31 protein-coding genes and 2 pseudogenes are annotated in these 25,759 nt (G+C 69.9%); 14 read left to right on the forward strand and 19 right to left on the reverse strand.

The window, feature by feature from the left end; translation table 11 throughout:
- The first annotated feature begins 187 nt into the window (after window positions 1-187).
- Window positions 188-400, forward strand: a complete 213-nt coding sequence (locus tag ACWDRR_RS33135; RefSeq protein WP_449775959.1) for a hypothetical protein — start codon at window positions 188-190, stop codon at window positions 398-400.
- Between the two features lie 45 nt (window positions 401-445).
- Here the strand turns inward: ACWDRR_RS33135 and ACWDRR_RS33140 are convergent, their stop codons facing one another.
- Window positions 446-856 (reverse strand): hypothetical protein, encoded by a 411-nt coding sequence (locus tag ACWDRR_RS33140; RefSeq protein ID WP_449775960.1) that lies wholly within the window; start codon window positions 854-856, stop codon window positions 446-448.
- Window positions 853-1,491: a hypothetical protein gene (locus ACWDRR_RS33145; RefSeq protein WP_449775961.1), complete on the reverse strand. Its 639-nt coding sequence runs from the start codon at window positions 1,489-1,491 to the stop codon at window positions 853-855. Before ACWDRR_RS33145 ends, ACWDRR_RS33140 begins: the two co-directional genes overlap by 4 nt.
- A 457-nt stretch (window positions 1,492-1,948) precedes the next feature.
- Between ACWDRR_RS33145 and ACWDRR_RS33150 the strand changes: the two genes are divergently transcribed.
- Window positions 1,949-2,251 (forward strand): hypothetical protein, encoded by a 303-nt coding sequence (locus ACWDRR_RS33150; RefSeq protein WP_449775962.1) that lies wholly within the window; start codon window positions 1,949-1,951, stop codon window positions 2,249-2,251.
- A gap of 114 nt (window positions 2,252-2,365) precedes the next feature.
- On the opposite strand, the gene ACWDRR_RS33155 is transcribed toward ACWDRR_RS33150, so the two are convergent.
- Complete coding sequence (locus ACWDRR_RS33155) at window positions 2,366-2,923, reverse strand: hypothetical protein (protein ID WP_449775963.1); 558 nt, start codon at window positions 2,921-2,923, stop codon at window positions 2,366-2,368.
- Window positions 2,856-3,770: an ATP-binding protein gene (locus ACWDRR_RS33160; RefSeq protein ID WP_449775964.1), complete on the reverse strand. Its 915-nt coding sequence runs from the start codon at window positions 3,768-3,770 to the stop codon at window positions 2,856-2,858. The genes ACWDRR_RS33155 and ACWDRR_RS33160 overlap by 68 nt, the downstream gene beginning before the upstream one ends.
- On the opposite strand from ACWDRR_RS33160, the gene ACWDRR_RS33165 reads away from it, so the two are divergent.
- Both ACWDRR_RS33165 and ACWDRR_RS33170 read left to right on the forward strand, forming a co-directional pair.
- A complete protein-coding gene (locus tag ACWDRR_RS33165) occupies window positions 3,661-3,963 on the forward strand; it encodes a hypothetical protein (protein WP_449776008.1) in 303 nt (100 codons plus the stop codon). The two genes, ACWDRR_RS33160 and ACWDRR_RS33165, sit on opposite strands and share 110 nt — an antisense overlap.
- Window positions 3,964-4,377: 414 nt before the next feature.
- On the forward strand, window positions 4,378-4,743 hold the full coding sequence (locus ACWDRR_RS33170) for a hypothetical protein (protein WP_449775965.1): 366 nt from the start codon (window positions 4,378-4,380) through the stop codon (window positions 4,741-4,743).
- A gap of 307 nt (window positions 4,744-5,050) precedes the next feature.
- On the opposite strand, the gene ACWDRR_RS33175 is transcribed toward ACWDRR_RS33170, so the two are convergent.
- Window positions 5,051-5,443, reverse strand: a complete 393-nt coding sequence (locus tag ACWDRR_RS33175; protein ID WP_449775966.1) for a hypothetical protein — start codon at window positions 5,441-5,443, stop codon at window positions 5,051-5,053.
- An 813-nt stretch (window positions 5,444-6,256) separates the two neighbouring features.
- On the opposite strand from ACWDRR_RS33175, the gene ACWDRR_RS33180 reads away from it, so the two are divergent.
- Window positions 6,257-6,841 (forward strand): hypothetical protein, encoded by a 585-nt coding sequence (locus ACWDRR_RS33180; protein WP_449775967.1) that lies wholly within the window; start codon window positions 6,257-6,259, stop codon window positions 6,839-6,841.
- Between the two features lie 117 nt (window positions 6,842-6,958).
- Here ACWDRR_RS33180 and ACWDRR_RS33185 read toward each other — a convergent pair whose 3' ends face one another.
- Complete coding sequence (locus ACWDRR_RS33185) at window positions 6,959-7,528, reverse strand: SMI1/KNR4 family protein (RefSeq protein WP_449775968.1); 570 nt, start codon at window positions 7,526-7,528, stop codon at window positions 6,959-6,961.
- A gap of 402 nt (window positions 7,529-7,930) precedes the next feature.
- Here ACWDRR_RS33185 and ACWDRR_RS33190 point away from each other — a divergent pair, with 402 nt between their 5' ends.
- The 3 genes from ACWDRR_RS33190 to ACWDRR_RS33200 all read left to right on the forward strand — a co-directional run bounded on the left by ACWDRR_RS33190 (window position 7,931) and on the right by ACWDRR_RS33200 (window position 10,312).
- The gene (locus ACWDRR_RS33190; protein WP_449775969.1) at window positions 7,931-8,146 is read left to right on the forward strand and encodes a hypothetical protein; all 216 of its coding nucleotides are present in this window, start codon (window positions 7,931-7,933) and stop codon (window positions 8,144-8,146) included.
- A 367-nt stretch (window positions 8,147-8,513) separates the two neighbouring features.
- Complete coding sequence (locus ACWDRR_RS33195; protein ID WP_449775970.1) at window positions 8,514-9,209, forward strand: hypothetical protein; 696 nt, start codon at window positions 8,514-8,516, stop codon at window positions 9,207-9,209.
- Window positions 9,210-9,283: 74 nt separating this feature from the next.
- Window positions 9,284-10,312: a hypothetical protein gene (locus ACWDRR_RS33200; protein WP_449775971.1), complete on the forward strand. Its 1,029-nt coding sequence runs from the start codon at window positions 9,284-9,286 to the stop codon at window positions 10,310-10,312.
- Window positions 10,313-10,553: 241 nt separating this feature from the next.
- Here ACWDRR_RS33200 and ACWDRR_RS33205 read toward each other — a convergent pair whose 3' ends face one another.
- On the reverse strand, window positions 10,554-11,525 hold the full coding sequence (locus ACWDRR_RS33205; RefSeq protein WP_449775972.1) for a tyrosine-type recombinase/integrase: 972 nt from the start codon (window positions 11,523-11,525) through the stop codon (window positions 10,554-10,556).
- A gap of 627 nt (window positions 11,526-12,152) precedes the next feature.
- On the opposite strand from ACWDRR_RS33205, the gene ACWDRR_RS33210 reads away from it, so the two are divergent.
- Window positions 12,153-12,659, forward strand: coding sequence for a hypothetical protein (locus ACWDRR_RS33210; protein ID WP_449776005.1), 507 nt, complete (start codon window positions 12,153-12,155; stop codon window positions 12,657-12,659).
- Here ACWDRR_RS33210 and istB read toward each other — a convergent pair.
- From istB to ACWDRR_RS33240, 6 genes and pseudogenes are all read right to left on the reverse strand, one after another.
- Window positions 12,656-13,421: pseudogene (istB, locus tag ACWDRR_RS33215) on the reverse strand (IS21-like element helper ATPase IstB). The gene ACWDRR_RS33210 and the pseudogene istB overlap by 4 nt on opposite strands.
- The gene (locus tag ACWDRR_RS33220) at window positions 13,418-14,230 is read right to left on the reverse strand and encodes a Mu transposase domain-containing protein (RefSeq protein WP_449775973.1); all 813 of its coding nucleotides are present in this window, start codon (window positions 14,228-14,230) and stop codon (window positions 13,418-13,420) included. The pseudogene istB and the gene ACWDRR_RS33220 overlap by 4 nt, the downstream one beginning before the upstream one ends.
- Before the next feature lie 560 nt (window positions 14,231-14,790).
- Window positions 14,791-15,399 (reverse strand): hypothetical protein, encoded by a 609-nt coding sequence (locus ACWDRR_RS33225; protein WP_449775974.1) that lies wholly within the window; start codon window positions 15,397-15,399, stop codon window positions 14,791-14,793.
- Window positions 15,400-15,512: 113 nt separating this feature from the next.
- Window positions 15,513-15,668 (reverse strand): hypothetical protein, encoded by a 156-nt coding sequence (locus ACWDRR_RS33230; RefSeq protein ID WP_449775975.1) that lies wholly within the window; start codon window positions 15,666-15,668, stop codon window positions 15,513-15,515.
- A gap of 251 nt (window positions 15,669-15,919) precedes the next feature.
- Complete coding sequence (locus ACWDRR_RS33235) at window positions 15,920-17,113, reverse strand: serpin family protein (RefSeq protein WP_449775976.1); 1,194 nt, start codon at window positions 17,111-17,113, stop codon at window positions 15,920-15,922.
- A 170-nt stretch (window positions 17,114-17,283) separates the two neighbouring features.
- Window positions 17,284-17,538 carry a hypothetical protein gene (locus tag ACWDRR_RS33240; RefSeq protein ID WP_449775977.1) on the reverse strand — a complete coding sequence of 85 codons (255 nt, stop codon included), beginning with the start codon at window positions 17,536-17,538 and terminating at the stop codon, window positions 17,284-17,286.
- 147 nt (window positions 17,539-17,685) lie between these two features.
- On the opposite strand from ACWDRR_RS33240, the gene ACWDRR_RS33245 reads away from it, so the two are divergent.
- The 3 genes from ACWDRR_RS33245 to ACWDRR_RS33255 all read left to right on the forward strand — a co-directional run bounded on the left by ACWDRR_RS33245 (window position 17,686) and on the right by ACWDRR_RS33255 (window position 20,357).
- Window positions 17,686-17,907 (forward strand): hypothetical protein, encoded by a 222-nt coding sequence (locus tag ACWDRR_RS33245; RefSeq protein WP_449775978.1) that lies wholly within the window; start codon window positions 17,686-17,688, stop codon window positions 17,905-17,907.
- A gap of 503 nt (window positions 17,908-18,410) precedes the next feature.
- The gene (locus ACWDRR_RS33250; RefSeq protein WP_449775979.1) at window positions 18,411-19,691 is read left to right on the forward strand and encodes a hypothetical protein; all 1,281 of its coding nucleotides are present in this window, start codon (window positions 18,411-18,413) and stop codon (window positions 19,689-19,691) included.
- A gap of 9 nt (window positions 19,692-19,700) precedes the next feature.
- Window positions 19,701-20,357, forward strand: coding sequence for a hypothetical protein (locus ACWDRR_RS33255; RefSeq protein ID WP_449775980.1), 657 nt, complete (start codon window positions 19,701-19,703; stop codon window positions 20,355-20,357).
- Between the two features lie 43 nt (window positions 20,358-20,400).
- On the opposite strand, the gene ACWDRR_RS33260 is transcribed toward ACWDRR_RS33255, so the two are convergent.
- The 4 genes and pseudogenes from ACWDRR_RS33260 to ACWDRR_RS33275 form a co-directional block, all read right to left on the reverse strand.
- Entirely contained in the window at window positions 20,401-20,772 is a 372-nt protein-coding gene (locus tag ACWDRR_RS33260) for a hypothetical protein (protein WP_449775981.1), read from the reverse strand.
- 131 nt (window positions 20,773-20,903) lie between these two features.
- Window positions 20,904-21,494: a type VII secretion system-associated protein gene (locus ACWDRR_RS33265; RefSeq protein ID WP_449775982.1), complete on the reverse strand. Its 591-nt coding sequence runs from the start codon at window positions 21,492-21,494 to the stop codon at window positions 20,904-20,906.
- Between the two features lie 232 nt (window positions 21,495-21,726).
- A pseudogene (locus ACWDRR_RS33270) lies at window positions 21,727-21,954 on the reverse strand (scabin-related ADP-ribosyltransferase); the annotation flags it as partial.
- Window positions 21,955-22,169: 215 nt separating this feature from the next.
- Window positions 22,170-22,517 (reverse strand): SseB family protein, encoded by a 348-nt coding sequence (locus ACWDRR_RS33275; RefSeq protein WP_449775983.1) that lies wholly within the window; start codon window positions 22,515-22,517, stop codon window positions 22,170-22,172.
- 269 nt (window positions 22,518-22,786) lie between these two features.
- Here ACWDRR_RS33275 and ACWDRR_RS33280 point away from each other — a divergent pair, with 269 nt between their 5' ends.
- Both ACWDRR_RS33280 and ACWDRR_RS33285 read left to right on the forward strand, forming a co-directional pair.
- A complete protein-coding gene (locus ACWDRR_RS33280) occupies window positions 22,787-23,401 on the forward strand; it encodes a hypothetical protein (RefSeq protein ID WP_449775984.1) in 615 nt (204 codons plus the stop codon).
- A gap of 153 nt (window positions 23,402-23,554) precedes the next feature.
- Window positions 23,555-24,100 (forward strand): SMI1/KNR4 family protein, encoded by a 546-nt coding sequence (locus ACWDRR_RS33285; protein ID WP_449775985.1) that lies wholly within the window; start codon window positions 23,555-23,557, stop codon window positions 24,098-24,100.
- Between the two features lie 299 nt (window positions 24,101-24,399).
- Here the strand turns inward: ACWDRR_RS33285 and ACWDRR_RS33290 are convergent, their stop codons facing one another.
- Both ACWDRR_RS33290 and ACWDRR_RS33295 read right to left on the reverse strand, forming a co-directional pair.
- A complete protein-coding gene (locus tag ACWDRR_RS33290) occupies window positions 24,400-25,086 on the reverse strand; it encodes a DNA-3-methyladenine glycosylase family protein (RefSeq protein ID WP_449775986.1) in 687 nt (228 codons plus the stop codon).
- A gap of 175 nt (window positions 25,087-25,261) precedes the next feature.
- A complete protein-coding gene (locus ACWDRR_RS33295; protein WP_449775987.1) occupies window positions 25,262-25,651 on the reverse strand; it encodes a hypothetical protein in 390 nt (129 codons plus the stop codon).
- Window positions 25,652-25,759 lie beyond the last annotated feature (108 nt).

Here is a 25,759-nt window from a genome sequence, read left to right on the forward strand (position 1 = left end):
GGGATGGCACCGTGCTGGCTGGCCCAGGACTGGATGACGTCGACTGCTGTCTCGACATTGACTGCCTCGTAGGTGTCAGGGGCGATGCGGTCGAGCCACCACTGCCGTGCCGCGGCGCGCTTTGAACACCAGCTCCGTCGTAGGTGTCCCGAAACTGGGGATGTGAGATCAAGGCGTCGAGCACGTCTTGGTCGTCCAGCACCTCGGATGCCAGCTGGAAGTGCTTGGCATCAACCCAGCGGTATCCATGGGAGCCGTCGATGAAGTCGAAGTCTCGGAAGTTGATGAACGGGCTGTCGAGGTGGACGAGGACGGGCACTGGTTCCATGCTCCTCATCGTAGGCGGCACCGTGTCCCCGATCCGCCGGTGACCATTGCCCTGACCAGCAGCTTTCCCTGACGCTGGCGATGTCCAGCACTGGAGATTCCCGATGAACACGCTGCCTCACCCATTGCGGACCCATGCTGTGAAGTCGTCGGCGAGTCCGGGCGGGTTGGCCGTCTCGGTTCGGCGCGCGATCCCCTCGTAGTACTCCAGCTCGTGGAGGACTTCTGTGATCCACTCCTGGCGGGCTGCGGCTCCGTTCGGGTCCTCGGCGAGGTCACCGATGACGGCCAGTTGGTTCTGCAGCCAGAAGGCGTAGTTCCACCGGGCTGCTGCCGGGTCGATCACCTGGTAGTCGGGTCGGTTGACCTGCGTCTCGGTGTTGTATCCGATCGTCAGGGTGGGCTGGCGAGGGTCGTCGTCTTCGTTGTCGATGAAGAAGGAGATGACGTAGATGTCCATTGCCTCGGCAGCCGAGATCGAGCTGATGGTCCGCTCGGCGAGTGCTCGGAGGTGGTCCTGGAAGATCACGGGTTCAGTGCCTCTCGGGTGCGGCTGCTGACGTCGGCGGCGCAGGCGGCCCAGTCGCCGCCGGATGCCTTTTGCCACTGGACGGCGACTTGGATGTGGACGCCGAGCATCTTGGCGAGGATCGCGGCGGGGAGTTCGGCGGCGAGGGTGAACAGAGCGGTGGATCGGTCCTGTTGGGGCCGGATGCCGATCTTGCGCAGCCGTAGGCCGATCTGGCTGTCACTGAGCGGTCGTCCTGGCTGTCCTCCGGGGAAGAGCCAGGTGACGTCGTCAGGGGCGCCGATCTTCGCCTTGCCGCCTCGGGTTGCGACGAGCTCGCGGACCAGGGCAGCGACCGGCTTCGGGAGGATGACGGGTGAGGCTCCGAAGGTGATCGCGACGGTCTCGTCGACGATGTCGAGGTCGGCGACGGTGAGCTGGCTGATGGTGGCGATCTTCTGTGCGTAGAGGATCAGCATCAGCCCGGCGACGCGGTCCGCAGTGGGCAGTGTGTCGTCGTTGAGGAGCCGGCCGACTTCAAGCTCCTGTGCGAGCTCTATCCATCGTTCGTGGTCGGTGATTTCCTCGCTCGACGGTCCAGGACCCGGCCGAGAGAGCCTCTGGGTCCAGGGGATACAGGAAACCCTGGAGACCATCTCGGAGTGGTGCGAGGAAGCGGACCTGGCCGTGCCACTCCACCCGTACCCCACACCCGGCAGCCTGTTTCCCCGGGCCGGGTCGAATCAAGGGGACTTCTTCCTGTGGACCACCAGCCCGGCCGGACCACAGGAGTGGAGGATCACCGTTGCCTCACGGAGCTCCGCGTGGTGGCACTACACCGGCGGAGCGGTTCAGTTCCTGGCCGACCTGGTCAGCGGCGCGGTGGAACCGTGGGCCTTGCCGAAGGTCCGTCCCGACGTTGCGGCAAGGTGAGTTCGGCTCGGAGATCTCGCACCCCGACGTTGTCGGCCCGGCCCCGAGTCGAGGCAACAACCTCGTCGCCGAAGAGTTGCGGGCCTACCGGCGCATGGTCACTCACCCGTCCGGGCAGGTCCGGAGACGACCAGCGAAGTCCTGACCCACCAAGAGGGTGAGAGATGGCACGGTTGCGGGGTGACCATCGCCGCCAGCATCCGGACCCTGCCCGGGCCCGAATTCCAAGCCCTTCGCTACCCCGTCGACTACGCCCTCGACCTGGCGATCGAGCGAGGCATCGTGCCGAAGGAGCATGTCGACGCCGGCCGCGAAGAGGTTCGGGCGGGCCTGTGTCCCGGCGTGAAGAGGGGGCCGGAAACGCGCGCGGTACTGAGAAGTGCGCTGCGCCGCCGGTGCGCGGCGGAGGGGGAGGACCTCGACGTCGTGTACCGGGCGATGGCCGACCGGTACCTGACGTTGCACGCCATCACAAAGGCGTAGGGGCCCCGGCGACGACAGTGCGCCGGCTGCCGTGAGGCCCTCACCCCGCTGACTGTCGTCCTGGCTCGATCAGCCGCGCACTCCGGGCATGTCGGGGCCGTGTCCGGAGTGCCGCTACTGGGTCTGTTCCGTCAGGGCCGCGAGGTCGACGACCTGGTCGGCGGGCGGGGCGGTCACCAGAACGGGCATGTCGTAGTCGCTGAAGTCGACCTGGAAGTCGTAGGCCTGCGTCTCCACGCGCAGGGGACGCGGCGCGCCTTCCGTGGCGAGGTAGCCGAGGAACGGCGGGTTGTCCGGGCCCTGGAGGAGGAAGCTCATGCTCCTCCTCCCGCCCACCGACTGCCCTCCGCCGGAGAAGGCCTGCCCGCCCGGGTCCGCGGCGCCGACGACGGGGACCGTCGCCAGGTCGCAGAACCCACCGACATCGTCGAGTGTCTGACCCGGGGGCAGGCGTACCCAGCGGCCGCCGAACCTGGACGCGGTGGCTGCCCCCCACTCGTTGGCGAACGCCTGCGGGTCCATCTTGACGAAGGTCTCCGCCCGGACGCGCAGGACCCGGCTGGGGCCCTGCCCCTCCTGGGTCGTAATGCCCGTGCAGTGGCCCTCACGGTCGGCCGACACGGCGAAGGTCGCGCGATGCCCGTCCTTCAGGGCGAAGCCCGTCATCGTCACGGAGGCGGCCTTGCCGAACTCGGCGCGCGCCGTCTCCAGGAGGATCACCCCGGTCATCGACTCCAGCCGCTCGCCGGGGCTTTCCGTAACCGCGGGGACCGCTCCGTCGGCGCCCGTCCCCGCCTTGCCGCCACCGGCCCGCACGCTCGCGGCTGCGAGGACAAGGGACAGGGCGAGGCCGGCCGCAATGGCCGCACGCCTGGTACGTGGTATCTGGATCACTCCGTGGCGCCGTTCTTCCGATCATGTATTCGAACAGGTCGAAACGATGCCGGTCAGGGCTCCGGCGCGTCAACAAGACCTTCACGACCGTGATCCCTTGGCCAAGGCCCGGAACCGAGGAGGTCGAGGCTGGGCCGGGTCCGGATGGGTGGCGCCATCTGTCAACGGCCATTGAGATGCCCAGGTGGGCGGCCGTCGGGTGTCCGGGCTGGTGGCCATCAGAAATCCATGCCTGTGGCCAGCGGTGTTCCTGGGTCGGTAGGGGGCAGGCCAAGGGGACCACTTCCTTGCCGGAGAGGGCCTCGGCGAGGCGGTGGGAGTCACCGGAGGTGGTCACCAGGTGAGCGTGGTGCATGAGGCGGTCGGTGCTGGCCCCGGCAAGAGTCTTGGGCATGATGGTGTCGAACCCTGAGGGGTGGATGTTGCTGGTCACCGCGATCGAGCGGCGTTCGTAGGCGGCGTCGATGATCCGGTAGAACGCCTCGGTGCCGTCCTCACCGACCGGAAGCAGGTCGATGTCGTCGAACCGGTGGTGGCTGATGGGCGAGTCGGGGCGCTGCCGGGAGGCCATCGCCGAGGTGGAGGCGCTGCCACCGCAGGAGGTCGACGACCGCGAACTCACCATCGCGTGGCTGCTCGCCCAGGACGGCCGGCTGGAAGAGGCCATCGCGACCCTGCGCCCGCTACTGCCCGGTAGGAGGGCCGCGACCGACCTCGCCAGCCTACTGGTCCGCCAAGGCCACCACACCGAGGCGATCGCCGTCATCCCCGGTGCGGCGGCGCAGCGGGAGGAGGAACGGCGCTTCTGGGCGGACTGAAGGGAGCGCCGGCAGCAGGAGGCCGATGAGGAAGGGCATGGCGGTGGCATTGCGACAAAATCCGCTGATCTGCGGTGACACTCGCTCGGCGCTCGCCTGTCGCACCTTTCGTGCCTCCTGCGCCAGGCGACGAAGGATCGAGGCAGGGCATGGGCGAACTCGCCGGCTGTGTCCTCGGGTGGGACGAGCCGGACGAAATGATCTCCTCGCCTTCACCGGCGCGCAGCCCGGGCGGCGGCCGACAGGCCGGACCGGCCGGGACCAAGGCGCTTGACTTCCTCTGCTACCGCGCCACCGGGTTGTCGGGGTATCACCAGATGACGACGTGGTACTCGCCCGCGCCAGGAGACCTTCGCCGCCGGGAGTGCCGCAGTCAGCGCCGGGGCCTGCGACGACGGGGCGCCCAGCTACGAGGTGGCCGCTGTCCTCGGCACCGGCCCCGCCGTCCTGCTCACCGTTGAGGACGCCACGGCGGCACGCGCGGAGGCCGCGGCCGTCCTCGCCCGCCACTTCGAGCGGGCATCCGCGGGTGTCGACGTGAGCGTGCTCGACACCGAGGAGTTCGCGTACGAGGCCATGCGTCACCGCGTCCTCCAAGACGCGCTCGGCTCCTGCCGCGCAGGCCTCGGCGACGCCGTTCGGGAGGCTGACGCCAAGGGGCTCTACGGCCGGGGCAGATCGGCGATGTGGATCGAGCTCTCCGCCAGCTGGACGTGCACCCGCGACACCATGGGCCAGATCCGTGCGGGCGAGGCCCGGCAGGACGCCGCGGCGCGTTAGACGTTCGTTCAACACCAGGCCGCCCGCGCCGAGCTGCGCCCCGCCTCGGGGGCGGCGGAGGGCGACCGGTCCCGAACCGCACATGATCACGTGTCACCCGTCCGTGTGGATTGCGTCCTTTGGCAGTGCTCAGCAGACGCAGCCCCCGACCGTCGGGCGGCACGTGGTGGACGGGTGAGCAGGAGGCTGACCGAAGGCGCCGTCCAGCCGCGTACCGCGGCGAACGCGACTCCGGGACCGCGCTCGGCCCTCCGGGCGCAGGCCTGTCAGGTGAGGGCCTTTGGGCAGGCCGGCCACGACACCCAGTTCACGATGAGCGGTACCGCACAAGGGTCTTGCCCGCGCCGCTGGCCGACTTCAGGTACGCGTTCTCCGCGGCGAGGCGCGCGACTTCCTTCGCCAGGTGCGCTTTCTCCTTCGCGCCCCTGGCCAGCTGGACCATCAGCCCGGCGGCCGCAGCCTTCGCCCCCCTGGTCTGCAATGCCAGAGCCACGATGACACCGGCGCTGAGAACGCCGAGGACGATCTCTGCCGCAGTCCTGCCGTCGAGGGCCGAGCCCGCGGACAGTTCGACGTGTTCCGCAGCCCCGGTGGCCTCCGCTCCATGGGTAACGGAGTGCCCGGTCTCGCGCCGGTGCAGTCGAAGCTCATCGAGATCGTTGCTCTCGTAGGAGCACGACCCGCACTGATAGTCGGTCACCGGCTCATCTTCTCACCTCTTCGGCACTGACTGTCACGCTCCGGTTACCGCAGCCCCGCGAGCGTCCGTCGGACCATGGCAGAACTGGGATACTGGCCGCTCTGCCGACGGCCGGAACGAGGGCCCTCCGATGGCGTACCAGCACGACCCGTTCAGCGCGCTGACCGATCACGCCGAGTTCTACGACCTGCCGGACAGCGACCTGGACCGGATCCTGCCCTCCCTTCGCCGCGGGCCTGCTGATGGCCACCGGACACGCCCTGTCCGTCCTCGCCTACCGCGACGCCGCCGAGCACGGCGACAGGCCGTTCGACCGCCACAGCCCCGACGTCCTAGGCACGGTGCTGGCGCTGCTCCCCCCGGCCTGCGACGACCAGGACCGCACCTTCCGGGCGGGAACGGCCCGGGCCCTGGAAGACCTGGCCGACGACATCGCCGAAGGACGGGCACTCCCGCGCTGCTCCGCCGAGCGCTGGGCTCTGGAGACGATGCTGCACACCGCCCCGGCGATGTGCGCGGCCACCCGACGAGGAACTGCGCACCCTCGGGGTGACCGTTCCCTAAGAACTGAACGAGAACTCCTACCGGGCGCCGTATTGGGAGGAGGCCTGGCAGTTGGTCATCGAGGGAGCGGAATTCAGCATCCCCGAAGCCCGTCTGCCAGACGGAGAGGGCGACGACGCCCCCGAGCCGGTAGCCGAGCCAGAGGGCGGCTGGAGGGCCCTGGCCTACTGGTTCTCCCCATACGACATCACCACCCCCCGGCCCTCGGACCGGGGCCACCCGTCCTGGGGCCAGCGGCACCTTGACGGTGTGCCACTCGCAGCTCCCGCCCCGCTCACCGCCGACCGCTGCGCCGCCCTGCTGCGTCTACGCGAGGCGGTCGCCGACCGGGACGGCGGAGGGCCGCAGGACCCGCGGGATCGGTACTTCCTCCGCGACCGTGAGGCGGACGGCGTCCTCACCCCGCTGGCGGCCCAGATCCTCGCCACCGCGACCGTCCAGGTCGCGGAGAAGGGCTATCACGATCTCTTCCAGTACGGGGACCGCGTCTTCGAGCGGGAGAACGACGAGTTCGGCGACCTGGACGAGACGTTCCTGGGCAGCCTGCCCGCGCTGTGCGACGGCCAAGGCGCCGCCTGGCGCCTGGCCATGGTCCACGCGGTGGAGAAGCTGGGCGACGACTTGCGTGCCGGCCAGGCCCCGAACGCCAGCTGCACCACAGAGGAACTCGCCTTCCACCTGATCGTGGACGAGGCCAGGATGCTGGTCGACTTCCGATACCGGGTACTGGCCGCTGCCCACGCCGCTGGCCGACCGAATCGGTCGGTCCGGCCCGGCGCGAGCGACCCGGCCCGGAGCGCAGACAGCGCGGTTGACTCGCCTGGCGGTGGTTAAGACTCCGAGGACTCTCCGGGCGTCCGCGATGCCCCACGACTCTGTTCCGTCAGGGCCGTGAGGCCAACGATCTGGTCGACGGGCGACTCCGGACGGGGCACCAGGTCAGTGTCACGGCTACCGCGCGATGTCGAGTGCTTCGTCCCAGACGTCGCCTCCGTCCGCCCAGGTCCACAGCCAATGACGCAGCGACGGTGCCGCGTAGCGCAGGCCGTCGTGGGGGTCCTCGCCCCAGTCGGGCTCCCAGCCGTCCGCGTCCCAGAGCAGCACGGGGTGGTCGACCGCTATCAGCGAGACGTACCACTGCATGCTGCAGCCGCCGCCGGTCAGGAACAGCCACGATGCCGGCGGCCCCCAATCAGGCCACCTCGTGCGGAAGGTCGTCGCACAGGGCCAGTCCGGCCTGTTCCAGTGCGGGACGCGGCGCGGAACCAGCGAGGCGAGACCGCCTTCCGGGCCGAACCCCCCGTCACCGATCTCGCTGTAGACCCGCCGGAGCAGCAGCGGCAGCCGGTAACCGAGCCGCTGCTCCACATCCTCGATCTCAGTCTTCGTGAGCGGCGGGAACGGCTGGTCCGGGAGGCAGCCGCGGGTCGGGCCCTCGGCGTCAGCACCCCTTGCGAGAGCGTGCAGCCTTTCCAGGAGCGCGTCGTCATCCGCAGCGGTACGGCCAGAGGAATCGGTCACGGGTGCGACTGTAGTTGGGCGGCACGGGGAAGCCGGCTCCGGGGTGCGAGGGCTTCGTGACCCGCCGGCGTGCCGTTGAGGAGTCCGACGGATTCGCCGACGGCGAGGAGGCGGGGCAGGTGACAGCCAGCTACTGTCCCCGGACGAGTATTCCCGAGCTGCCCCTTCACGACCTGGTCGAGGCCGCTATCGAGGACCTGGTGGGCATGGCCAAACCGGACGCGGGTCTCTGGCTGATCAACGAGTTGGAGCGGCGGGGGCTCAAGGCGATGTGGGCCGGGGCACTGCAACTGATCCGCCCGTTGGCTGCGAGGCCGGCCGGCCTACGGGCTGCCCCACGAGCACGCATCCGCCGCCCGGTTGCGAGTCAATGCCAGGGCTGCCGCCCCCGCGACCGCCCTGGTGCTGGAGATCCAGCTCGTCCTGGGGGAGCAGGACGAGGAAGCGGTCTGGGAACTGTGGCTTACAGCGGACCCCGAGCTGCACCGCATCGCGATCCTGCACTGGCTCATCATGTACAGATTGACCATCGGGCACCACAGGCAGCGGCTCAGTCCAAAAGACACAGTGGCGCTCATCCGCCAGGCGATCGCGACACCGTCCGGCGCGGACGGGTAAGCGGGCGGCTTGTGTGGGCCCAGCGGAGACGCGTCCGTGCCGGAGCCGACTGGCCTCGCGTGCTCGGGCGGCGCGGTCTACATCACCCCTCCGACGGACTACCCCCCGGCACGGACCGGGGCACCACTGCGGCCATCCGCTAACCGGGTCGTGTCAGTGGCGTGTGCCAGGCTGCCTCCCGAGACATCCTCCTCGGGCACTGAGGCCCGGGGCACCATCGCGCCATGGTGCTGGGACCATCCGGAGGCCCGGCACCCCTTATGCGGCCCGCCCTTCCTCCCGTGACCCCCACGGGCACCATCCAGGGCCGCTGCTCCGCCACGCCCGGCGGAGCCCGCTGTCACACACTCCCTACGAAGGGGCGATAATGCCTGCTGCTCAGAAGAACCCGCACAATCCGCTCGATGCCAGGCTCGCCGAACTCGAAGCCGCCTCGGCGCGCTTCACCGGGGCGAACCTCGGCGAGGCCGTCGCCGCCGCGCGCATCTGCCGGCGGCGGTGGGACGAAGGAGTGCCCAGGTCACTGTTCGAGATCGTCGCCGGCGACCACCCGGACGACGCGGTTGACCACCTCGCAGCCCTTCCGAGCCTTCTGGCCATCCCCGCGTACCTACAGTGGTGGCAAGCCGGCCCCTGGCTGGCCGTCGAAGACAAGCGCAGCAAGCGGTCCTCCGCCCTGCTTCACACGGACTGCCTGGATAATCTTCCGTTCGGTATCGGCCGACGACGCCCTGGATCGGGCGGTGGTCGAGAACACCCACCGGCGGAGCATCTTCCCGTCCACAGCCCGCGCCGACATCGAGAATGCCGCCACGGGCCTGTTCCGCACAGGTCTGCTCCGCCCCGCCGCCCGGCAGCACTGATCCGCCAGGCTCGCCTCTTTGAGTTCGCCCCCGCTGCCCCGCCGGGCCTTCGGCGCAACGTCGACGGCCAAAACACCACCCTCACGATCTTGTTGAGGCCGCCGCAGAAGACGTCGTCGCAACGTCGGACCCAGCGGCGGCCTACTGGCTGGTCGGTCAACTGGAGCGGCGGGGGACCGACACGATGTGTTGACGGGTGAGTTCGACCGCCGAGCCAGGAGTGGCGGCCAACCTGCACGGCTTGGTGTCAGTGGTGCGTGCGAGCCTGTGGATCATGGATGGATCTGACGACGTGCTGGCTGGGCTGGGCGACATTGACTGGGCCGCCCTGGGGCACGCCTACGGGGGTGCCGAGGACGTGCCGGGTGAACTGCGGGCTGCGTGCGGGGAGGACGAGGAGCGCCGGGACCGGGCCTTCGAGCGCCTCTTCAACAGCATCTGTCATCAGGGAACCAGGTACTCGGCCAGCCCGTACGCGGTGCCGTTTCTTGCCCGGATCGCGGTCGCGGGCCCGGCCGGCGCCCGGACCGAGGCACTGATGCTGCTGCTGCGTCTGGCCGTCGACTGGCACGACACCTACGACCTGCCGCTGGGCATCGACGCCACCGCCTGGCGCGCCGCGACCGTCAGCCAGGAGGAGAACCTGCGCTGGTACGACGAGCAGATCGCCGCCGAGACCGACGAGGAACGGTTGAAGAAGCTCCGCGCGGGCCGGGAGCACTGCGCGGCGGGCCACCCCATCGACGCCCGCGAGAGTGCGCTGCGCTCCTACGACGCCGTCCGCGCCCAGCTGCCCACCCTCCTGCCCCTGCTGGACGACCCCGACCGGGAGATCCGAAGCCGCTGCGCCTACCTTGTCGGCTGGTTCCCCGAGGACGCCGACATCGTTGCCGAGCCGCTGTTGCGGCGCGCGGAGGCCGAACGGGACCCAGTCACCGCCGCCACCTTGCTGATCGGGGCCGGCCTCGTGACCGACCATGACCGAGGTGACAGCATCGCCCGTCGTCTCAACGACCGGGAGCCGCTGGTGCGGTGGGCCGCTGCAACCGCGCTCGCCCGCCACCTGATCCTGCACCCCGGCTCCGCCGGTACTCCGCTTGCAGACCGCGTCATCAACGAACTGGCCGCCTTCGGTGCCCGGCCCATCCCCGAACCCGCCACTCTCCACCACCAGCGCGACCTGCAAAGCTACACGGTCCACAGCCTGCTGGGCCTCATGAAGAACGCTCTGGGTCCCTGGCAGCAGGCGCTCAATCGGTCCCAACCAGAGTGCAGTTCGGCGCCGACGACGTCGTCGGGATGAACCACGAGGCCGGGGACGTCGATGGTGAACTCGCTCAGCCGGAAGTTCGGGCATAGGTGCCGCGCGGCATCCGGGGTGGCCGGGTCCGGATGTCGGGAGTCTCTGAGGGTGGGACCGGCGGCGGAACCTTGATCTTGGTGACCGATGTGGTGAGCGGGCATCGGCAACGGTCACACAATAAGCGCGGCATGTTGCTGACTCTGCAGCCCGAGATCCGTCCTGACCTGCGATTTCAAACCGGTCACGGCTCCGGCAGACGGGTGGCATCGATGTGGTCGGCGAGATAGATCAGCGTAGCCTGGGGGTCCGTGCCGAACGCGGCAGCGACGAGTTTGGGATCGAGGGTGTTCACCAAGTCGACCAGGCGGGTGCTCCGGACCATCCGGGGCGGGAAGCCGCAGTCGTCAAGGACGTTGGAAAGATAGACAGTTGAGGCCGGAGAGCGTCCGGCCTTCGTTCCTTTGGTGACCATCACGTGAGGACTGCCGCTCCGCCAGATGTCGCGGTGGGCCAGGCACCGCTGCAGCACCATCCAGGAGGCCGGGTCCAGGGGGACCGGGTGGGGTCGCTTCCCGAGCCTGACCGCGCGAGCCGCACGGTCGACGTTGTCGACGTGAAGCCTCCGGACCTCGTTACTGGAGGCGCCGTGCAACAGGGCGAGGATGCCGACCAGTGCCTCGTGCGGGTGCACGCTCTCGTCGGTCGTCCGCCGCTGGAAGATTATGCGTTGCAGGTCCAGGGTGAGGGTCCTGCCGCGGAAGCCGTTCGGCTCCCGGACGGCCAGGTCAGGGGTCGGGTCGATGAGCACGATGCGCTGGGATCGTGCGAAGCGGAAGAACTGCCGCAGCACGGTCAGCCGCCTCTTGCGGGCCCTGGGGAGGGTGGTCAGGAACGCTTCGATGTCGTGGACATCGACCAGGGCCCAGTCGTCCTTGCCCCGGGAGGCTGTGAGGAAGAGCGCCAAGTCGCGCATGGTGGCGAGGGCGGTCTCCAGGGTGTGGTCGCTGCGGGGACGGGTGCCGGCTCGGCGGGCCCGGTCCTGGGCTTTCATCCGTGAGGCGTCGAACGCGGCGATGGCCGGCCGAAGGGGCTCGGGGACGGTGTCGATGCGCCGCTGGCGGCGGCCGGCAGCGAGACGCTCGGCCTGGTCGGTCGGCAGAACCAGGCCGTGGGCGGTGAAGAAGTCCTCCAGTCCCCGGGCGAGGGGTCCCATCGATCGGCCAGACCACCTGGCCCTGTCCAGGACAGCCGAGGGTGAGTTGGAGTGGTCGTCCTGCAGCAGCTCCCGCAGTAGTGGATCAGCGGGTCCTGGCCCTTAAGCCCGTTGACCAACGCGACCGCCCCCACACCGTCCCGGTACGCGCAGGCCAGGGCCAGGCCCACCGCGCGCAGCTCCCCGGCGATCTGCTCGGGGATCGGTCGGCCCGGGGTCCTCTGCTTCGTCATGACCTGCCCAACAGCCGGCGGGGGCGACCGGGTTCGGGTATGGACGTCCCTCGCGCCGCCGGCTTCACTCGATAGGGTGATCGAGCGTACGGGTCCGGGCCGGGTCGCTACGGTGGGCGGGGACCCGGGCCGTCGGCCGCCGGGGCCGGAAAGGGGCGCGGCGGTGGCACGCACGGCGGTAGTGATGACGGTCGGCCGGGCCCGGAAGGTAATTGGGGAGGCTGTCAGCGCCCGGATCATCGAGTTGTTCGAAGCCGACCCCGCCAGGATGCGCAAGAGCGGCACTGACAAGGTCTATGTCAGGACCTGGCGAGGCTCTGTGGACGGCCACGTAATTCCCCAGGTCCTGGCTGTGTGAGGGGCTAGGTTGGTGAGCGTGACAACGCGGGGGCGGATGTATCGGTATGTGGGTCCGGCTGAGCTGATGAAGCTCGTCCGGGCGGGTGGTGAGGGTCGGAGCATGCGATCGTCGGCGGACTTCGTCGAGTGGGTCTCCGTGCTGACCCCGGATGAGTTGGCCGAGCCGTTCACGTTCGTTATCGATGCCGGTGGGGTGCTGCGACTGGCCCCGCGCCGCAGCGAGCACGTGGTGTGCGCCGGCGGCGAAGAGGTCCTGAGCGCCGGTGAGATGAGCTTCCGTGAGGAGTCCGGGCGGTGGGCGGTCGAGAAGGTCAGCAACCAGTCGACCGGCTACTGCCCGGACGTCATCTCATGGCCGGCCGTGGCCGAGGCCCTGGACCGAATCAGGATCGCTCGCCCGTCCGACTTCACGCATGAGGTGGTCTTCCGCCGCTGCGGCTCCTGCCAGGAGCGCAACATCGTGCGGGAGGAGGACTTCGTCTGCGTCTTCTGCGGCGAGGACCTGCCTCTGGAGTGGAACATCTCCGAGCCGGATCGCTAGGCGGCCGGAGGCTTGTCGACGGGGTTCTTGGGCCGCTTGTTCGGGCGGTAGCTGGGGCCGTTCATGATGACCTGGTGGCTGGTGTTGATCAGCCGGTCCAGCAGCGACTCGGCGACGACGGGGTTGGGGAAGAGGGGATACCAGTCGCTCGGGGCCCGGTTGCTGGTGATGATCAGCGAGCGGCCCCTGTCGCTCGGAGACCAGCTCGTAGAGGTCGTCGGCCTGACCCGTGCTCAGCGGCCGCATGGCGAAGTCGTCCAGGAGTAGGACATCGGGTCGGATCAGCTCGCGAATCCGCTTGTCCCAGGTGCGGTCCGCGTGGCCGCCGGCGAGCTCGGCCAGGACCCGGCTGGTCTTCGCGAGGCGGACGTTCGCGCCCTGTCGGACGGCGAGGTGACCGAGGGCCTGGGCGACGTGTGTCTTGCCGACGCCCACGGGTCCGAACAAGATCACCGACTCGCCGGCATGGAGCCAGCGCAGGGCTGCCAGGTCGCGGATCTGGGCCGCGGGCAGCTTCGGGGAAGCGGCGAGGTCGAACTCCTCCAGAATGACCTGCTGCTCGCACTTCGCCTTCTGCAGGCGCCGTTGGAAAGCAATGGTCTCGCGGCGGGTGATCTCGTCCTGGCAGAGGACCTGCAGGAAGTCCAGGTGGCCGAGTTCGCCGCCGTGGGCCTGGATCAGCCGCGCGTCCAGGGTCTCCAGCATCCCGGAGAGCCGAAGCGCCTTCAGCGACTCGCGCAGGGCCGTGTCCATCACGCTCATCGAGCAGCCTCCTCGGCGTTATCACGGCCCGGGGTTCCCTCGGGCTCGCCGGAGCTCCGGGAGGGGATGCTCGCGGCGAACAGGCCCTCCGAGCCGTGGAGGAAGGCCGCGGCCCCGGCGTCGCCGGTCTCCGGCTCGGGGTCGGTCTCGGCGCCCGCGATCAGGATGCCCTTGATGGTGCGGTAGGACGGGTCACCGACCGCGATGGCCTTGGTGCAGGCCGCCTCCAGCCGGTGGTCGCCGTACTTCTTCCGCAGCCCAAGGATCCCCTGGGCCGCGCGGAGCCGGTAGAGCGCGTTGACCTCCAGCGGCTGGTCGATCAACTCTCGGCAGGCATCGCCGACCTCGGAGGACTGGCTGCGACACCAGATCGGCGTCTTCATCTGGAAGGCGATCTTCTCCGGCGGGTAGTCGCCCCTGTCCGTGCGCTTGCCCTGATCGAGTGCGGCGTGGGTCTTGACCAGCTCGCCCTCGTGGAAGACCTGGACCATGGTGGTGGTGGAGCGGACGTCGACCTTGCGGCCGATCAGCTTCCAGGGCACGGAGTAAAGGGTGCGGCCGACCGTGATGTGGATGTCCGGTCCGACTGCGGCGGTGGACCAGCGGGCCAGCACGAACGGCTTGTCCGGCAACGGCAGCAGGGCCTTGGCCTCCACCGCCTCGAACACCGACAGCGGACTCGCGCCACCCAGCGGCAAGCACTGCTTGCAGCCGGCGGTCCCGGCCGACCACGTCAGGGCTTCGGCCCGCATCTGCTCGACCGAAGTGAACTCCCGCCCGCTCCAGAACGAGTCGCGGACATACGGCATCGGCCGCTCGCCACCTGGAGGTGCCGTCCGGCGGCGCTGTCGCCCATGGGGGAGGCGGCGGTGGCGCGGGCGAGGTCGCGTAGGCGCTGGCGCACGGGGGCGGTGCGGTGTTCGGCGGGAAGCGCCAGGACGGGGGTGAGGGCGTCGAGGACGCCTTCGGGGTCGCGGGCGAGGAGGTGCGCGCCGGCGCGGGTGATGTGCGGTTGGGCCTCGGTGCCGTTGGCGCGCAGGCGCTGCCGCTGGAGGGCGGCGAGTCCGCAGTCGGCGTGGGCGAGGGCGTTGGGCGCGGATCCGCCGCGCAGGTGGACGGCGGCTCCGTAGTTGGCGTGCCGTCCGGTCGGGCAGGAAAACAGGCCGCCGACTTGGTCGTGGGAGGGGCCGCCCCGGTCGTGGGCGGCGGCGTCCTCGGCCTGGCCGAGCGCTGTCAGGACCTCGGTGCGGGCGCCGACCTTGGCCCAGGCGTCGGCGAGCTGGCAGTGGAGGAGGACGGTGACGGTGCCGGGCGCCTGGTAGGAGGCGCCGAGCTGGGCGTGCTGGACGGCCTGGCGGTACTGGCCGTCTCAGAAGGCGAGCTTGCTGCGGATGGAGGCGACCCAGGCGTGCAGGCCCGGGTCGTCCGCGCTGTCGGCGCACAGGAGCGCGGCGCGCGCGTGGGTCTCGGCCTGCGCGCGGTGCCCGAGGTCGCTGGTCATCCAGGACATCAGCGCGAAGAGGTAGCCGGCCACGGTGAAGAGCTCCCGGCGCTGCTGGGGACGCTGACGGCCGTAGAGGAGGTCCCAGATGCCGCTGAGCTGACGTTTCGTCTGGCCGAAGACTCCCAGCGGGTCCTCGGCCATCAGGTAGGCGCCGGCGAGGTCGCGGGTGTCGGCGGTGAGCTGCTCCAGGGCGATGGGGCCGACGTTGGTGACCTCGGCCCAGCGGGCCCAGTCCGCGGACTCCCGTGCGGCGCTCCGGACGAGGACGGTGCCGGTGGGCGGGACGGCCTGCACGAGTGGGGGAGCGGGCACCGGCGCGGCGGGCGCCACCACGGCGGGCACGGTCCCGGTCTGATGGTGCTGGAGCATCCTCAGGTCGGAGTCCGGAAGGGCCCGGCGGACCTCCAGGTCGAGGAGGCCCTCCAGCGTGGCGCCGTACAGCTCGGCCAGGACGGTGAGCACCGGCAGGGTCACCCGCCGGCCGGCAGGGTCCGGCCACTTCTCCCGTTTCCCGACCGAGGACGCGTCTGCGGCCGGCCCCGACGCCCGGCGATCCCGTGGACGCGGTCCGCGGCTTTCTGGAGCGTTCAGCGGTGGGCATGGCGCCAGGCCTCGCGCGGGCGCAGGCCGAAGCGGGCGCGCATCTCGGCGGCGATCACCGACAGCGGGGCGCCGACGGCCAACAGCTCGGCTCGCAGGGCGTCGCGGTCGGCCTTCGAGCCGGGCTTGGGACGCGGAGGCATAGCAGGCTCCAAGGGGGGAGTACGGAGCGGCCTGACCATCTCACGGTAGCGACCCGGCTACGCCGTACGGGTCACACTGCGCGGAGTTTCGGTGACGGACCGTCCAGATCCCGGGCGGTTCCCACGCATCGCGGCATGTCAGCGAGGTGACGTCCTGTCCGGAACATCCGGACGCGGCCGCCTCGGGTGGGCCCCCTCACACCCCACCCGGCCGTCCGACGCTGCCCCGTGCCGTCCGCTACTTCACAGGCTCACCATTCCCAGGACGATTCCTCGAAGACGTCGGGTTCGGTGATCCAGCCAGCGTTCAGGACCAGCCGTGAGGTGTGGTGAACAGCGAGGAAGCCGAACGGCCGGTGGAATCGAGCGCTGATTCTGCGGGCGCGGTAGCGGTACCGCGGCAGCCCCGCGACCGCCGCGCTCAGGGCAGTGACGCTCGCGGAACGGAAGCCGCGAGCACCAAATGTGGCAGTCACCGTCTGCGCGGCTGCCCCGATCGCCAACGACCCGGCGCTGATACCGGGGAAATGACCTCGGGTTCGGTCCGTCGCTGTTTGGAGGCCGAACAGCTCAGGGTCCTTGAGTAGATCGTGGCGAGCAGTGATGGTGAAGGGCACCGTCGCCACCACCAGCTCCGATTCGCCGTCGAGGCTGGGAACGCGCTCGACGGTCAGCCCGGGGCCTGGCTTGCCGTAAGGGAGTTGATCCCCCGGAAGTACTGTCCGCCGGTTGTCGAGAGTCCGCACTGCTGCCGCCAGCACGTGCCCTGGCAAGGCGTCCTCTGTTCCCAGGAGCAGGTGGACATCGACTCCCTGGGCGCCGAGAATCTGCAGCACGGTGACTGGACCTACCGGGGTCTGGGCGACTCCTACGCGGTTGAGCAGCGCGGTGATCCGGGACAGGCCAGCCATGTTCTTGCCTAGCCAGGGACCGGTCTCCGCCTCCATGCCGCCTGGTGTGAACGGGCGGATCCAGTCGGTGCGGACTGTAAGGGCGCTGGCCAGCACCAGTTGGGTGTCCGTCTCGACGGTGACCGGCATCGACGGGATCTGTCCGTCGGTGGACGTGGCCGCCCAGGCGTCGAGTCGAGCCTGATCCGAGACCGCGTCGCCGGTGAGCTGTCCGTGGACGCGCTCGGGGAGCGCGGTAAGCCAGCTCTGCTCGATCGGCAGAGCTTCGTGGGTCCACAGGCCGAGCGCACTTTGCACGCCTGGCATCGCATCGATCGCGGCCAGCAGGCCCCGCGCCTCGCTTGCAGCTCGGTCTGCCGGGATGTCGATGGCGTCAGCAAGTTCCTTACGGACGGCGGCGGTGGTGCCGTCCGCCAGCAGAGCCAGCAGCGGCCACACCCCGGCTGTGGTGAAGGCCGTGCCGCCTTCCGGTAGAGCGGCAGCCCAGCGCGCGGTCAACGCATTGACGGCCCGGATGGTGGAACTACGGGTCATCTCCACTCCTTCGAGGAACACCTGACCCTGGGGAGCGTAGGGCCGACCCGTCCGAGGCGGCCAGTGAGATACTCGTCCGCCCCGCTCACCGACACCCTGGCGCACGGCCGTCCATGCCCGCGCTGCCAGCGCCGCACCGCTCCTCGCGTCCTGAGACTCCCGGCCGGCAACTACTCCACGAGTCCGAAACCGTCCGGGAACGCATCCAGGAATTCACGGCGGCCGGGATCGGTCTCGGTCTCGGTCATTGCCTCGATCACCTGCTGGAACTCGGCACGTTGGGAGTCCGACAAGCGACCCACCACCGCGGCGACACCCTCCAGTGCCTTCACCGCATCGTCCTGATCCACGTGCTCATCGTTCGCGCCCTCGACATACCAGGCGAGGTCCACGAGCGCCTCCGCCAGGGCACGGGTCAGCGACATGGACGACCCCTCCGAAGGTGAAGACTGCCGAACTCTCCGCGCACCCAATCACATGTGGTTCGAGGACATGCTCGGCGACCGCTTCGCTGCAGTTTGCAAGTCGGGTCGCCTGCGGCGTCGGTGTAGCTGCTGTGCGACGTCCGCACGATGCTGCCCAGCCTTGAGACCACCGCGGTTCTGTCCGGGCTTCAGAAGGTTCACCGTGATCGGCTGTTCTGGAAACCCAGGATCCAGCTGAACCTGGACTGCTTTGTCTGCGAGCGGGTCGGCAGGACCAGCACGCTGGAGCAAGGGGCCGAGCGGGCCATCTGCTGGAGCGGCAGGGACGAGCACACTTCGCAGCTGCTCGGATCGCTGCGTTCGACGTGACAAGCCAGGATGACCGTCTGGCCTTGCGGACTGTGGTGGACTTCTGGTGGGCGCCGTTCAAGGATGCCAAGCGGGGCACGGACGCAACGGCGTTGAGCAATTGGGTCCGCCTGCACTATGGCTGCTACTGCCCCCCGGGAGACGTCCAGCGAAGGCGCGATACAGACGAACGTGCGACGCCCCACGAGTGTGTACTGCGGCGGCTGCAAGACGGAGATCGCGGTGGATGCGGAGGTTCCGTCGATTCGGCTGCTGGTGTGAGTTCAGTGCGGGACAGTGCCTCATGTCCCGGGTTCAACGGGCAGGGGACGGTAGCGGGCGTTGTGAGCGGGACCGAGCACTGGATACCGCCCCTACGGGCTGGCCGGCGGCCGGCCGGCCGGGCGTTGCTGGCCTGGCTGGAGGATCCGGTGGCCCCCCGCGTCTGTGTGGTGTTCGGGTCGGCGGCCCTTGGAAAGACTCATCTGCTGACCTGGCTTGCCACCGCGTGCACTGGCTCGGCCGTGCCGACCCGACAGCGCCCGGTCGCGGCGTTGTCACTCGCGGGGCTGAGCGTCGACAGCGCGACCTGGATGCTCGGGGCCCGGCTGGGCGTCCATGCCCGCACGCCTGCCGAGCTGGTGGCGGCCCTGCGCACACTGAAGCGCGATCGTCTGGTGGTCCTGTGGGACCTGAACCGATCGGTGGACGTGAAGGTCCTGGTCGACGAGCTGATCGCGCCACTGCTGACGCTGCCCGGTCTTCGCGTCGTCATCGAGGCGGACGGTGATCTGCCCGGGCCGGACCAGCCGGCGGCGGTCCTGGCGCTGGACGATCCTCGCTGGACCGACGAGCGGCGCTTTGCCGCCTGGTACGACAGCCACGACGGACCGTCGCCCGTCGATGCCGCACGGATCTACCCCAGTCCCGGACTGGCGCTACTGGCGGCCAAGCTTCTGGCCGGGACCGCCGGTCTGGCGGACGGCGACGGCGTCGCCGCTGCGTGGTGGGACGCGCTGCCGGCCACGGCACGTCCTGCCGTACGCGTACTGGCCTCCGCACGTCGGCCACTGACCGTACGGGAGTGGTCCGTCCTGGCCGGTCCCGGAGCCACCCACGCCGCCAACCTGATGCCGGCCGACTCGCCCGCCGGCGGAACCTGGTCACTTCCACCGGGACTGCTGCGCCGGGTCGTGACGGCGAGCGCGGATCCGCCGGACCTGTTCGACCTCGCCCGCGCCGTCGCCGCGACGATTCCCCGTCTGCCCGACCGCGCCCCGGACCTGGTCCGAGCCGATTCCGGCAAGCTCGGCCTCCTTCTGGAACAGGCCGTCCTGGCGGGCACGGCAACCCAGCTCCTCGACGACCCCGCATTCGTGGCCTGTGCCGATCCGCTGGCCGTCACGGCGGCCTTCACCGCCCACCCCGAGGGCGGTCTTCGTTCGGCCTGGCGCGCGGCCGGTCCGGCGCTGGTGGCGGAGCGTTCACCATCTGCCCGGTACCAGGTGCTCGCCGCCCGCCTCGGGGAACGCGCCGACCTCGCGGCCCGCACCGCAGCCGACGCCACCTGGTCGGCGCGGTGGGCCTGGTGGCCCGGCCACCCGATCACCTCCTCCACCATGGGCCGCTGTCAGTACGAGGGACAGCTGGTGGTGGCGGACGGCCGCGGCGCCGTGACCCTGCTGGACGCGTCCACCGGCGACGTCGCCGGGCCCGCGCCCGCGATGGTGAGCCAGGAGGTGACCGCGACGGCGAACGACGACGGTGTCCTGCGGAGCGTCGAGGAGAGGACCGTCCCGGGGTGAGTGACCGCGGTGTGCGATCTGCCCTGCGCCGGCGACGCCACCGGCGGGGCGCACAGGCTGGGAGCGACGAAGAGCGGCACCGAGGCGTTGCACGTCGGCCCGGTGTCGGCGCTGGCCGGTGTCCTGGTGACACGACAGGTGGACAACGGCCCGCCAACCGCTCAACCCGTGATCATCAGTGGCGGGGCCGACGGCCAGGTACGGGCCTGGAGGCCCGGGCACCCACCGATGCCCACCCCGGTGTGGGAACGAGGCTGCGCCGTCGTCTCGGTGGCCGCCGCGCACACCGCGAAGGGCCTGCTGGTCGTGGCCGCCTGGCAGGACGGTGCGGTACGGATCCAGCCGCTCACCGCGCAGGGGCGCGCGGTCGAGCCGGCCCTCGGCTCGCCGGTGGTGGCGGTCGCGGTACTTCCCGACGGGCAGGTGGTCCTGACCCTGGACGACGGGGTCGTCTCGGTTGCGGTGCACACTGCCGGCCAGGCCCGAGCTTGTGATGGATCCGGTGCGGCGTGGTTTGGTGCCGACCTTGTGGTGAGCCGGTCGGCGGTAGGACTCGCCGGTGGCCAGGAGCAGGCCCACGTCGTAGCGGTTCGCGGGGCGGCGGTCCTTCGAGCCGGGCGGGCGCCCGGGGCCGTGCCGCAGTCCCGGGAACACCCGGACGAGTGATCACCGGGACCAGCAGTTCGAAGCCGGCCGTTGAACGACGAGCTCAGTGGGCCACATCGGCGAGAGGCCCGAAGACCCTGGTCACATAGCTGTCGAGCTGGTCGCCGAACGTTGCGGCCGAGTCGATCTCGGAAGTAGGGAGGGCGCCGGCATCGTCGATACCCGCGAAGTAGTCCACGTCGGTCCAACCACCGCGGAACAGCACGACGGACAACTCACCCCCCAGACCGGTGAGAACGACTCCGAGGGAGTCCGACTTCGCCACGGTGGTCCGGTCCCGCTCAAGCTGCTGCGGCCACTTCTGCTCCTCGTCCCGCCAAGTGACCGGTCCAACCGTCAGCCCGGCCTCCTCCCAGCGGTTCCTCCGTCGTTCCACCTCAAGGACGGCCTCGTCAAGATCGACAACTCGTTCCATGTACCGATCATGCCGCAGAACCCGTCCATCGCGTCAGGTCAGCCGGCAAGGCGATTGACCAGCTGGTCCGCCAGTTGGAAGCCGGCCGTTGAACCACAAGCTGAACCAGCCGGGAGTCGGCCCCGCTCCGGTCAGGATGGGCGGTTCTCGGTTGTTCCTGCGGTGCCGATCTCGTCGAGGGGGAGGGTGACGGAGGGGCGGGTGGTGGGGTTGAGGCGTAGCAGGGCGCCGGGGAGTTCGGTGGCGAGTTGGCGGCCGGTGAGCTGTTGGTAGCCGGGCCAGTCCGGGGGGAGGTGGCGGGGGGAGGTGTAGGCGGTGACGATGCCTTGTGAGTCGGGGTCGGGTTCGACGTACAGGCCTGGGCGTTGGGGGAGGGCGAGGACGGCGAGGGGGGTGTCGAGGAGGGCGGTGAGGAGGGCCTCTTCGGGTCCGTAGCCGGTGGCGGCGTTCTGCAGGGCCGTTTCGGCGGCGTTCTCGGGCTGGTACATGCCGAGGGTGCGGGGTGAGGGGCGGTAGTTGGGGTTGTGGACCCAGCGGACGAGGTCGCCGCGCTGGTCGACCTCCCAGCCGCCCTTGATGCCCCACGGGGGGACGGCGCCGTCGGGGTCGAAGGCGGGATCGATCTCGTACATCCACCGGCCGGGGTTGGCGCGGGCGCGTTCGCGCGTCGCGTCGGTGATCGGTGGTGCGGGCGGCTCGGTCGGTGGCGGGGGGATGGTCACGGTGGTCTCCTTGTCGGTGGTGCGGGTCAGGGGCTGGTGTAGCCGGGTTGTCGCCATTCCGGGCTGAATCCCGGCGTTGGCCGGTAGTACGGGTTGGGGACCGGTGGTCCCCAGGTCTGGTCGATCGGGTTGAACTGCTGCCAGCTCTTGATGTTCTCGATCTTGATGCCGCCTGGAACGCGACTTCGCCCTCCAGGTGGTGCGGGTTGTCGAGAATGCTGGCATCGACCTCGTACTTGTACTGGCGGCGGGAGTCGGGGATCTTCGAGGGGTCACGGCTCGCGCCGACGAAGGCGGAATGTTCATTGTCCAGGACGTAACCGCGCAGGTCGGGGTTGGTGACGTCCCATGGGGCCAGGCCCTTCGCGCCCAGCACCTCGGCCGGACTGCGGTCGTCGAGGCGGAAGAGCGGCTCGCTGCTTTCGCGCCATGTGACGCCGTTCAAGCCGGACAGGTCCACGTTCGGATCGACCGCGGCGTCCAGGCGCTTGGCCTCCTTCGCGGCTTGCTTCGCCGCTTCCTGCGCGGCCGCTTCGCGAGCGGTCCTCGCAGCGGTCTCTTTCGCGGCCTTCGCCGCCGCTTCCTGTTCTGCCTTCTTGGCGGCGTTCTCGGCGACGGCGGCGGCTTCGCGTTCGGCGAGGGTTGCCGCGGTGCCGCCGCCGGTGCCGACGCCGATCAGGAAGTTGCCGACGAGCTTGCCGCTCGCCTCGGACGGGTCGCTGCCCCAGCCACGTCCAGCGCCACCCCGCCCGGCACCCCCAGCCCGGGCACCGCCACGTCCAGCAGCCGCGAACCCAGGACCGTCAGATACGGCAGGCCGTCCACCGGCACGTCCTTCACCCGCGCGAACGCGGCGAGTTCCTCCTCGGACGTGAACGCGAAGATCCGGCGGAGACCGCCCTCGTCGGCCGTCCACAGCGCCTCGTCCCCCCACCGTGGCACCAGCACCGCACTCATCCGGAACTGCACCAGCATCAACGCCGGGTCACCCGCCCCCGCTCGCAGCATCCGCACCTGATGCACCAGACCAGCGTTACTCAACGTCACCCCCGATCGCTCCGAGCCTATCGGACACCCAAACCGCCGGGCCCGACCGCGAGGAAGGCCGACGGTTGACCACTTGGTTCCGGTACACCGGCCGGCCGAACCCCGACGGGGTCGTCGCTTGATCTTCGACCTCGTGCGGCGGGACGGGCTCGGGTGTCAGGACACTGCGGGGCCGGGTCCCTGGGGTCCGGTGTCACCGGAAGCGGATAGCCTCCGGCGGGGACGGGTGGCTGATGGGAGTGGACGTGGACATCGAGGAGATGCTGGACCGGCTTGCCGTGGTGATCGGGCCGCCGCCCGCGGACGGCGTGGTCCCGGTTCCGTGGGAGCGCGCGCCAGGGGCGATCGGTTTCCAACTGCCTGCGGACTTCCGGGCGTTCGCTGACCGGTACGGGATGGTCAGCATCAGGGACGAACTGCACGTCTACACGCCATCGGCAGCGCCCAGTCCCCAGACCGGGCAGCCGCTCGGCTTCGAGGGATTCTTGTACTACACGACGGAGCCCTACGGATACTGCGCCATGCTGGCCCAGGCCTACCGGGACGGGGACTACGACGAGTGCCCGTATCCGTTGTTCCCGGCCGAGGGAGGGTTGCTGAAGTGGGGCAACAACTACAACTCGGACCAGTTCTTCTGGCTGATGCGGGGTGCGGACCCGGACCGGTGGCCGGTCGTCGCCAAGTTCGATTCGATGCTGGAGTGGGACCTGTTCGAGGGCGGTTTCCTGGAGTTCCTGCTGGCGGCGGTGACGGAACGTTATCCCTACCATCAGAGCGTTGTTCCCGGTGGGATGAAGCAGGTCGATGACGGCTGTGCCTATCGCTTCGGGGGTGACTGGTCGAAGCAGCTTCTGGAGTGAGCCCGTGGAGGTGGTCAACGGCCGGCTCTGGGTGGTTCCGGCTTGGTGACCTGAGCTGCGGGCTTCCGGGACCGTCTGCAGGGCGGCACTGGGCAGGACGCCGGGCACTACGGTGACTGGTCGAACCCTGCCACTCACGAAGGAGGCATCGCCATGGTCCACCCGGCGATCATCCGGCTCTCGGCCCTGCTCGGGGCGCCGAGCACTCCGGGCGACGCCATCGACTGGGACGAGCTGGCCCGGACCACGGGCCTGCGCCTGCCCGCCGACTACCGCGACTTCGTCGCGCTCTACGGCGGCGGCGAGCTGGACGAGTGCCTCAGCGTCAGCACGCTGCCGGTGGACGGCTCCCCGTACGGCGTCCTCGTCGACGGACTGGACGTCGACCCGAGAGAGGAGCCGGCGGCCCTTACCGGCAGCGCCCCGGAGGACCTGGAGGAGGGGAGGCTTCTTCCCTTCGCGAAGAGCGCCAACAGCGACGTTGCTTTCTGGCTCTGTAATGCTCGGGACCCGGACAGCTGGGACGTCGTCGTGTACAAGCGCCAGCCCCTCTACGGGGAGGAACGCTGGGTCCGCTTCGCGGTGGGCTTCGGCGACTTCCTCCTCGGCACTCTCGACGGGACGTTGCCCAACCCGTTCAGCGACAGCGGCTTCGCCAGGCCCCCGCACGCCTACCGCAACTGGCGCCAGCCGCTGTGACTCACACCGCGTTCGCGCGCGGCTGCTGGCGGCCTGGCCTCCGCGTTCGGCCGTTCGTCGTGGACGATGAACTCGATCACATGCTTTCCCCGGCTGATGTCGCCGCGGTGACATGGTGCGTGTTGGCGGGTGTCGAGGTGGCCGCTCATGCCATTCGAGAAGACGGTCACAGTCGAACGTGTCGCCCGGATCGCGGCCCGCAGGGCTTCCACGGCCACAGGAGCCCCGGGTGCCGCGGCCCCGATGGACGGGGGAATCGCCGCGGTAGGGCCGGCCCGAGCGGCGGTGCTCTCGCTGATTCATCGGTGGCGGTGGTCGTTGGGGGCGAGGCGGGGGCCGAAGTGCGGTGCGCGGGCGCCGCCCAGGAGCGCGAGTTTGCAGACCCGGTGGCGCTGGCCGCTGTAGGGGGCGAGGAGGTCGAGCATCTGCTCGTTGGTGCTGCGGGTCCGGCCGGTGAAGAAGTGTCCGACGTGATTGGCGAGGTGGTAGTCGCCGACGGAGACCGCGTCGGCGTCGCCGTTGCTGCGTTGGAGGGTCTCGGCGGCGGTCCAGACGCCGATGCCGGGCACGGTGGTCAGCCGGGCGTGGGCCTGTGCGCCGCTCATGGCGGAAGCCTCTTCGAGGCGGGGTGCGAGCCGGACGGCGCGCTGGATCGTCGCCGCTCGCTTCTGGTCCACACCGGCCCTGTGCCACTCCCAGGACGGGATCATGGCCCACTGCCGGGCGGTGGGCGTGACGTACAGGTCCGTACGCGGCCCCGGGGCCGGCTCGCCGTGGCGGCGCAGCAGACACCTCCGGGCCCTCCTGGCTTCGGTGACCGTGACCTTCTGCTCCAGTACCGCGGGCACCAGGGCGTCCAGGACTAGCCCGGTGGAGCCGAGGCGCAGGCCCGGGTTTCGGCGCTGCGCCTCGCGCAGCGGCCCGGGCGGGAGAGTGAGCCGGTCGGGGGTGTCGTTGGCGCCGAGCAGGGCGGGCAGGCGTTCCATGAGCCAGTCGGCCGCCGGGCCCCAGACGGTGGCGGTGATCTCGCCGTCGGCGGGCCGGGCGGTGATGTGCAGGGTGCGTGGTGTCCTTTGCCACCGAACCTAGACCTAAATGTCACCGAAGTCGGACCACTGCACGGTTCGTGCCATCGAACCTTGACCGTACTGGTCAGACGGCTCAGGGCTTCGCAGCCCGCTTCGTACCATCGGCCGGCTCTGATCCTTCCTGGTCGCTGGAGCTGAACTGCTCGCTGATGTTGTTCCACATGAAGGCGTCCTGCCAGCCCGGCTTCGCGGCGGCCCAGCCGAGCAGTGCCGCGAGGACCTTCTCCTGCGAAACGGTCATGGTCTGGAAGTGCTGCTCGGCCACGCCGTCCCGGTATTCGAGCTGGTAGGTGTTGTTCTCGCGCAGCAGGACCTGGATGTACCAGTCACCGGGCCGTTCCCGGTCCACCCGCTCGACGACCATGTGGGCGTTGCCCTGCTGCAGGTTGGCCAGCATCGTCCCGATGGCGGGCTTGGTGGCGCGCTTCACCACGTGGCCACGCTCGTTGGTCGCAATCAGCATGGCCAGATCATCCAGCAGGATGCTGACACCGCTCCGTGAGGCCCTGACCGGGGCGGTCAAGGTTTGACGGCACGAAACGTGCAGTGGTCCACCTTCGGCGGCAATCGG

It is taken from the genome of Kitasatospora sp. NPDC003701 (assembly GCF_053587085.1).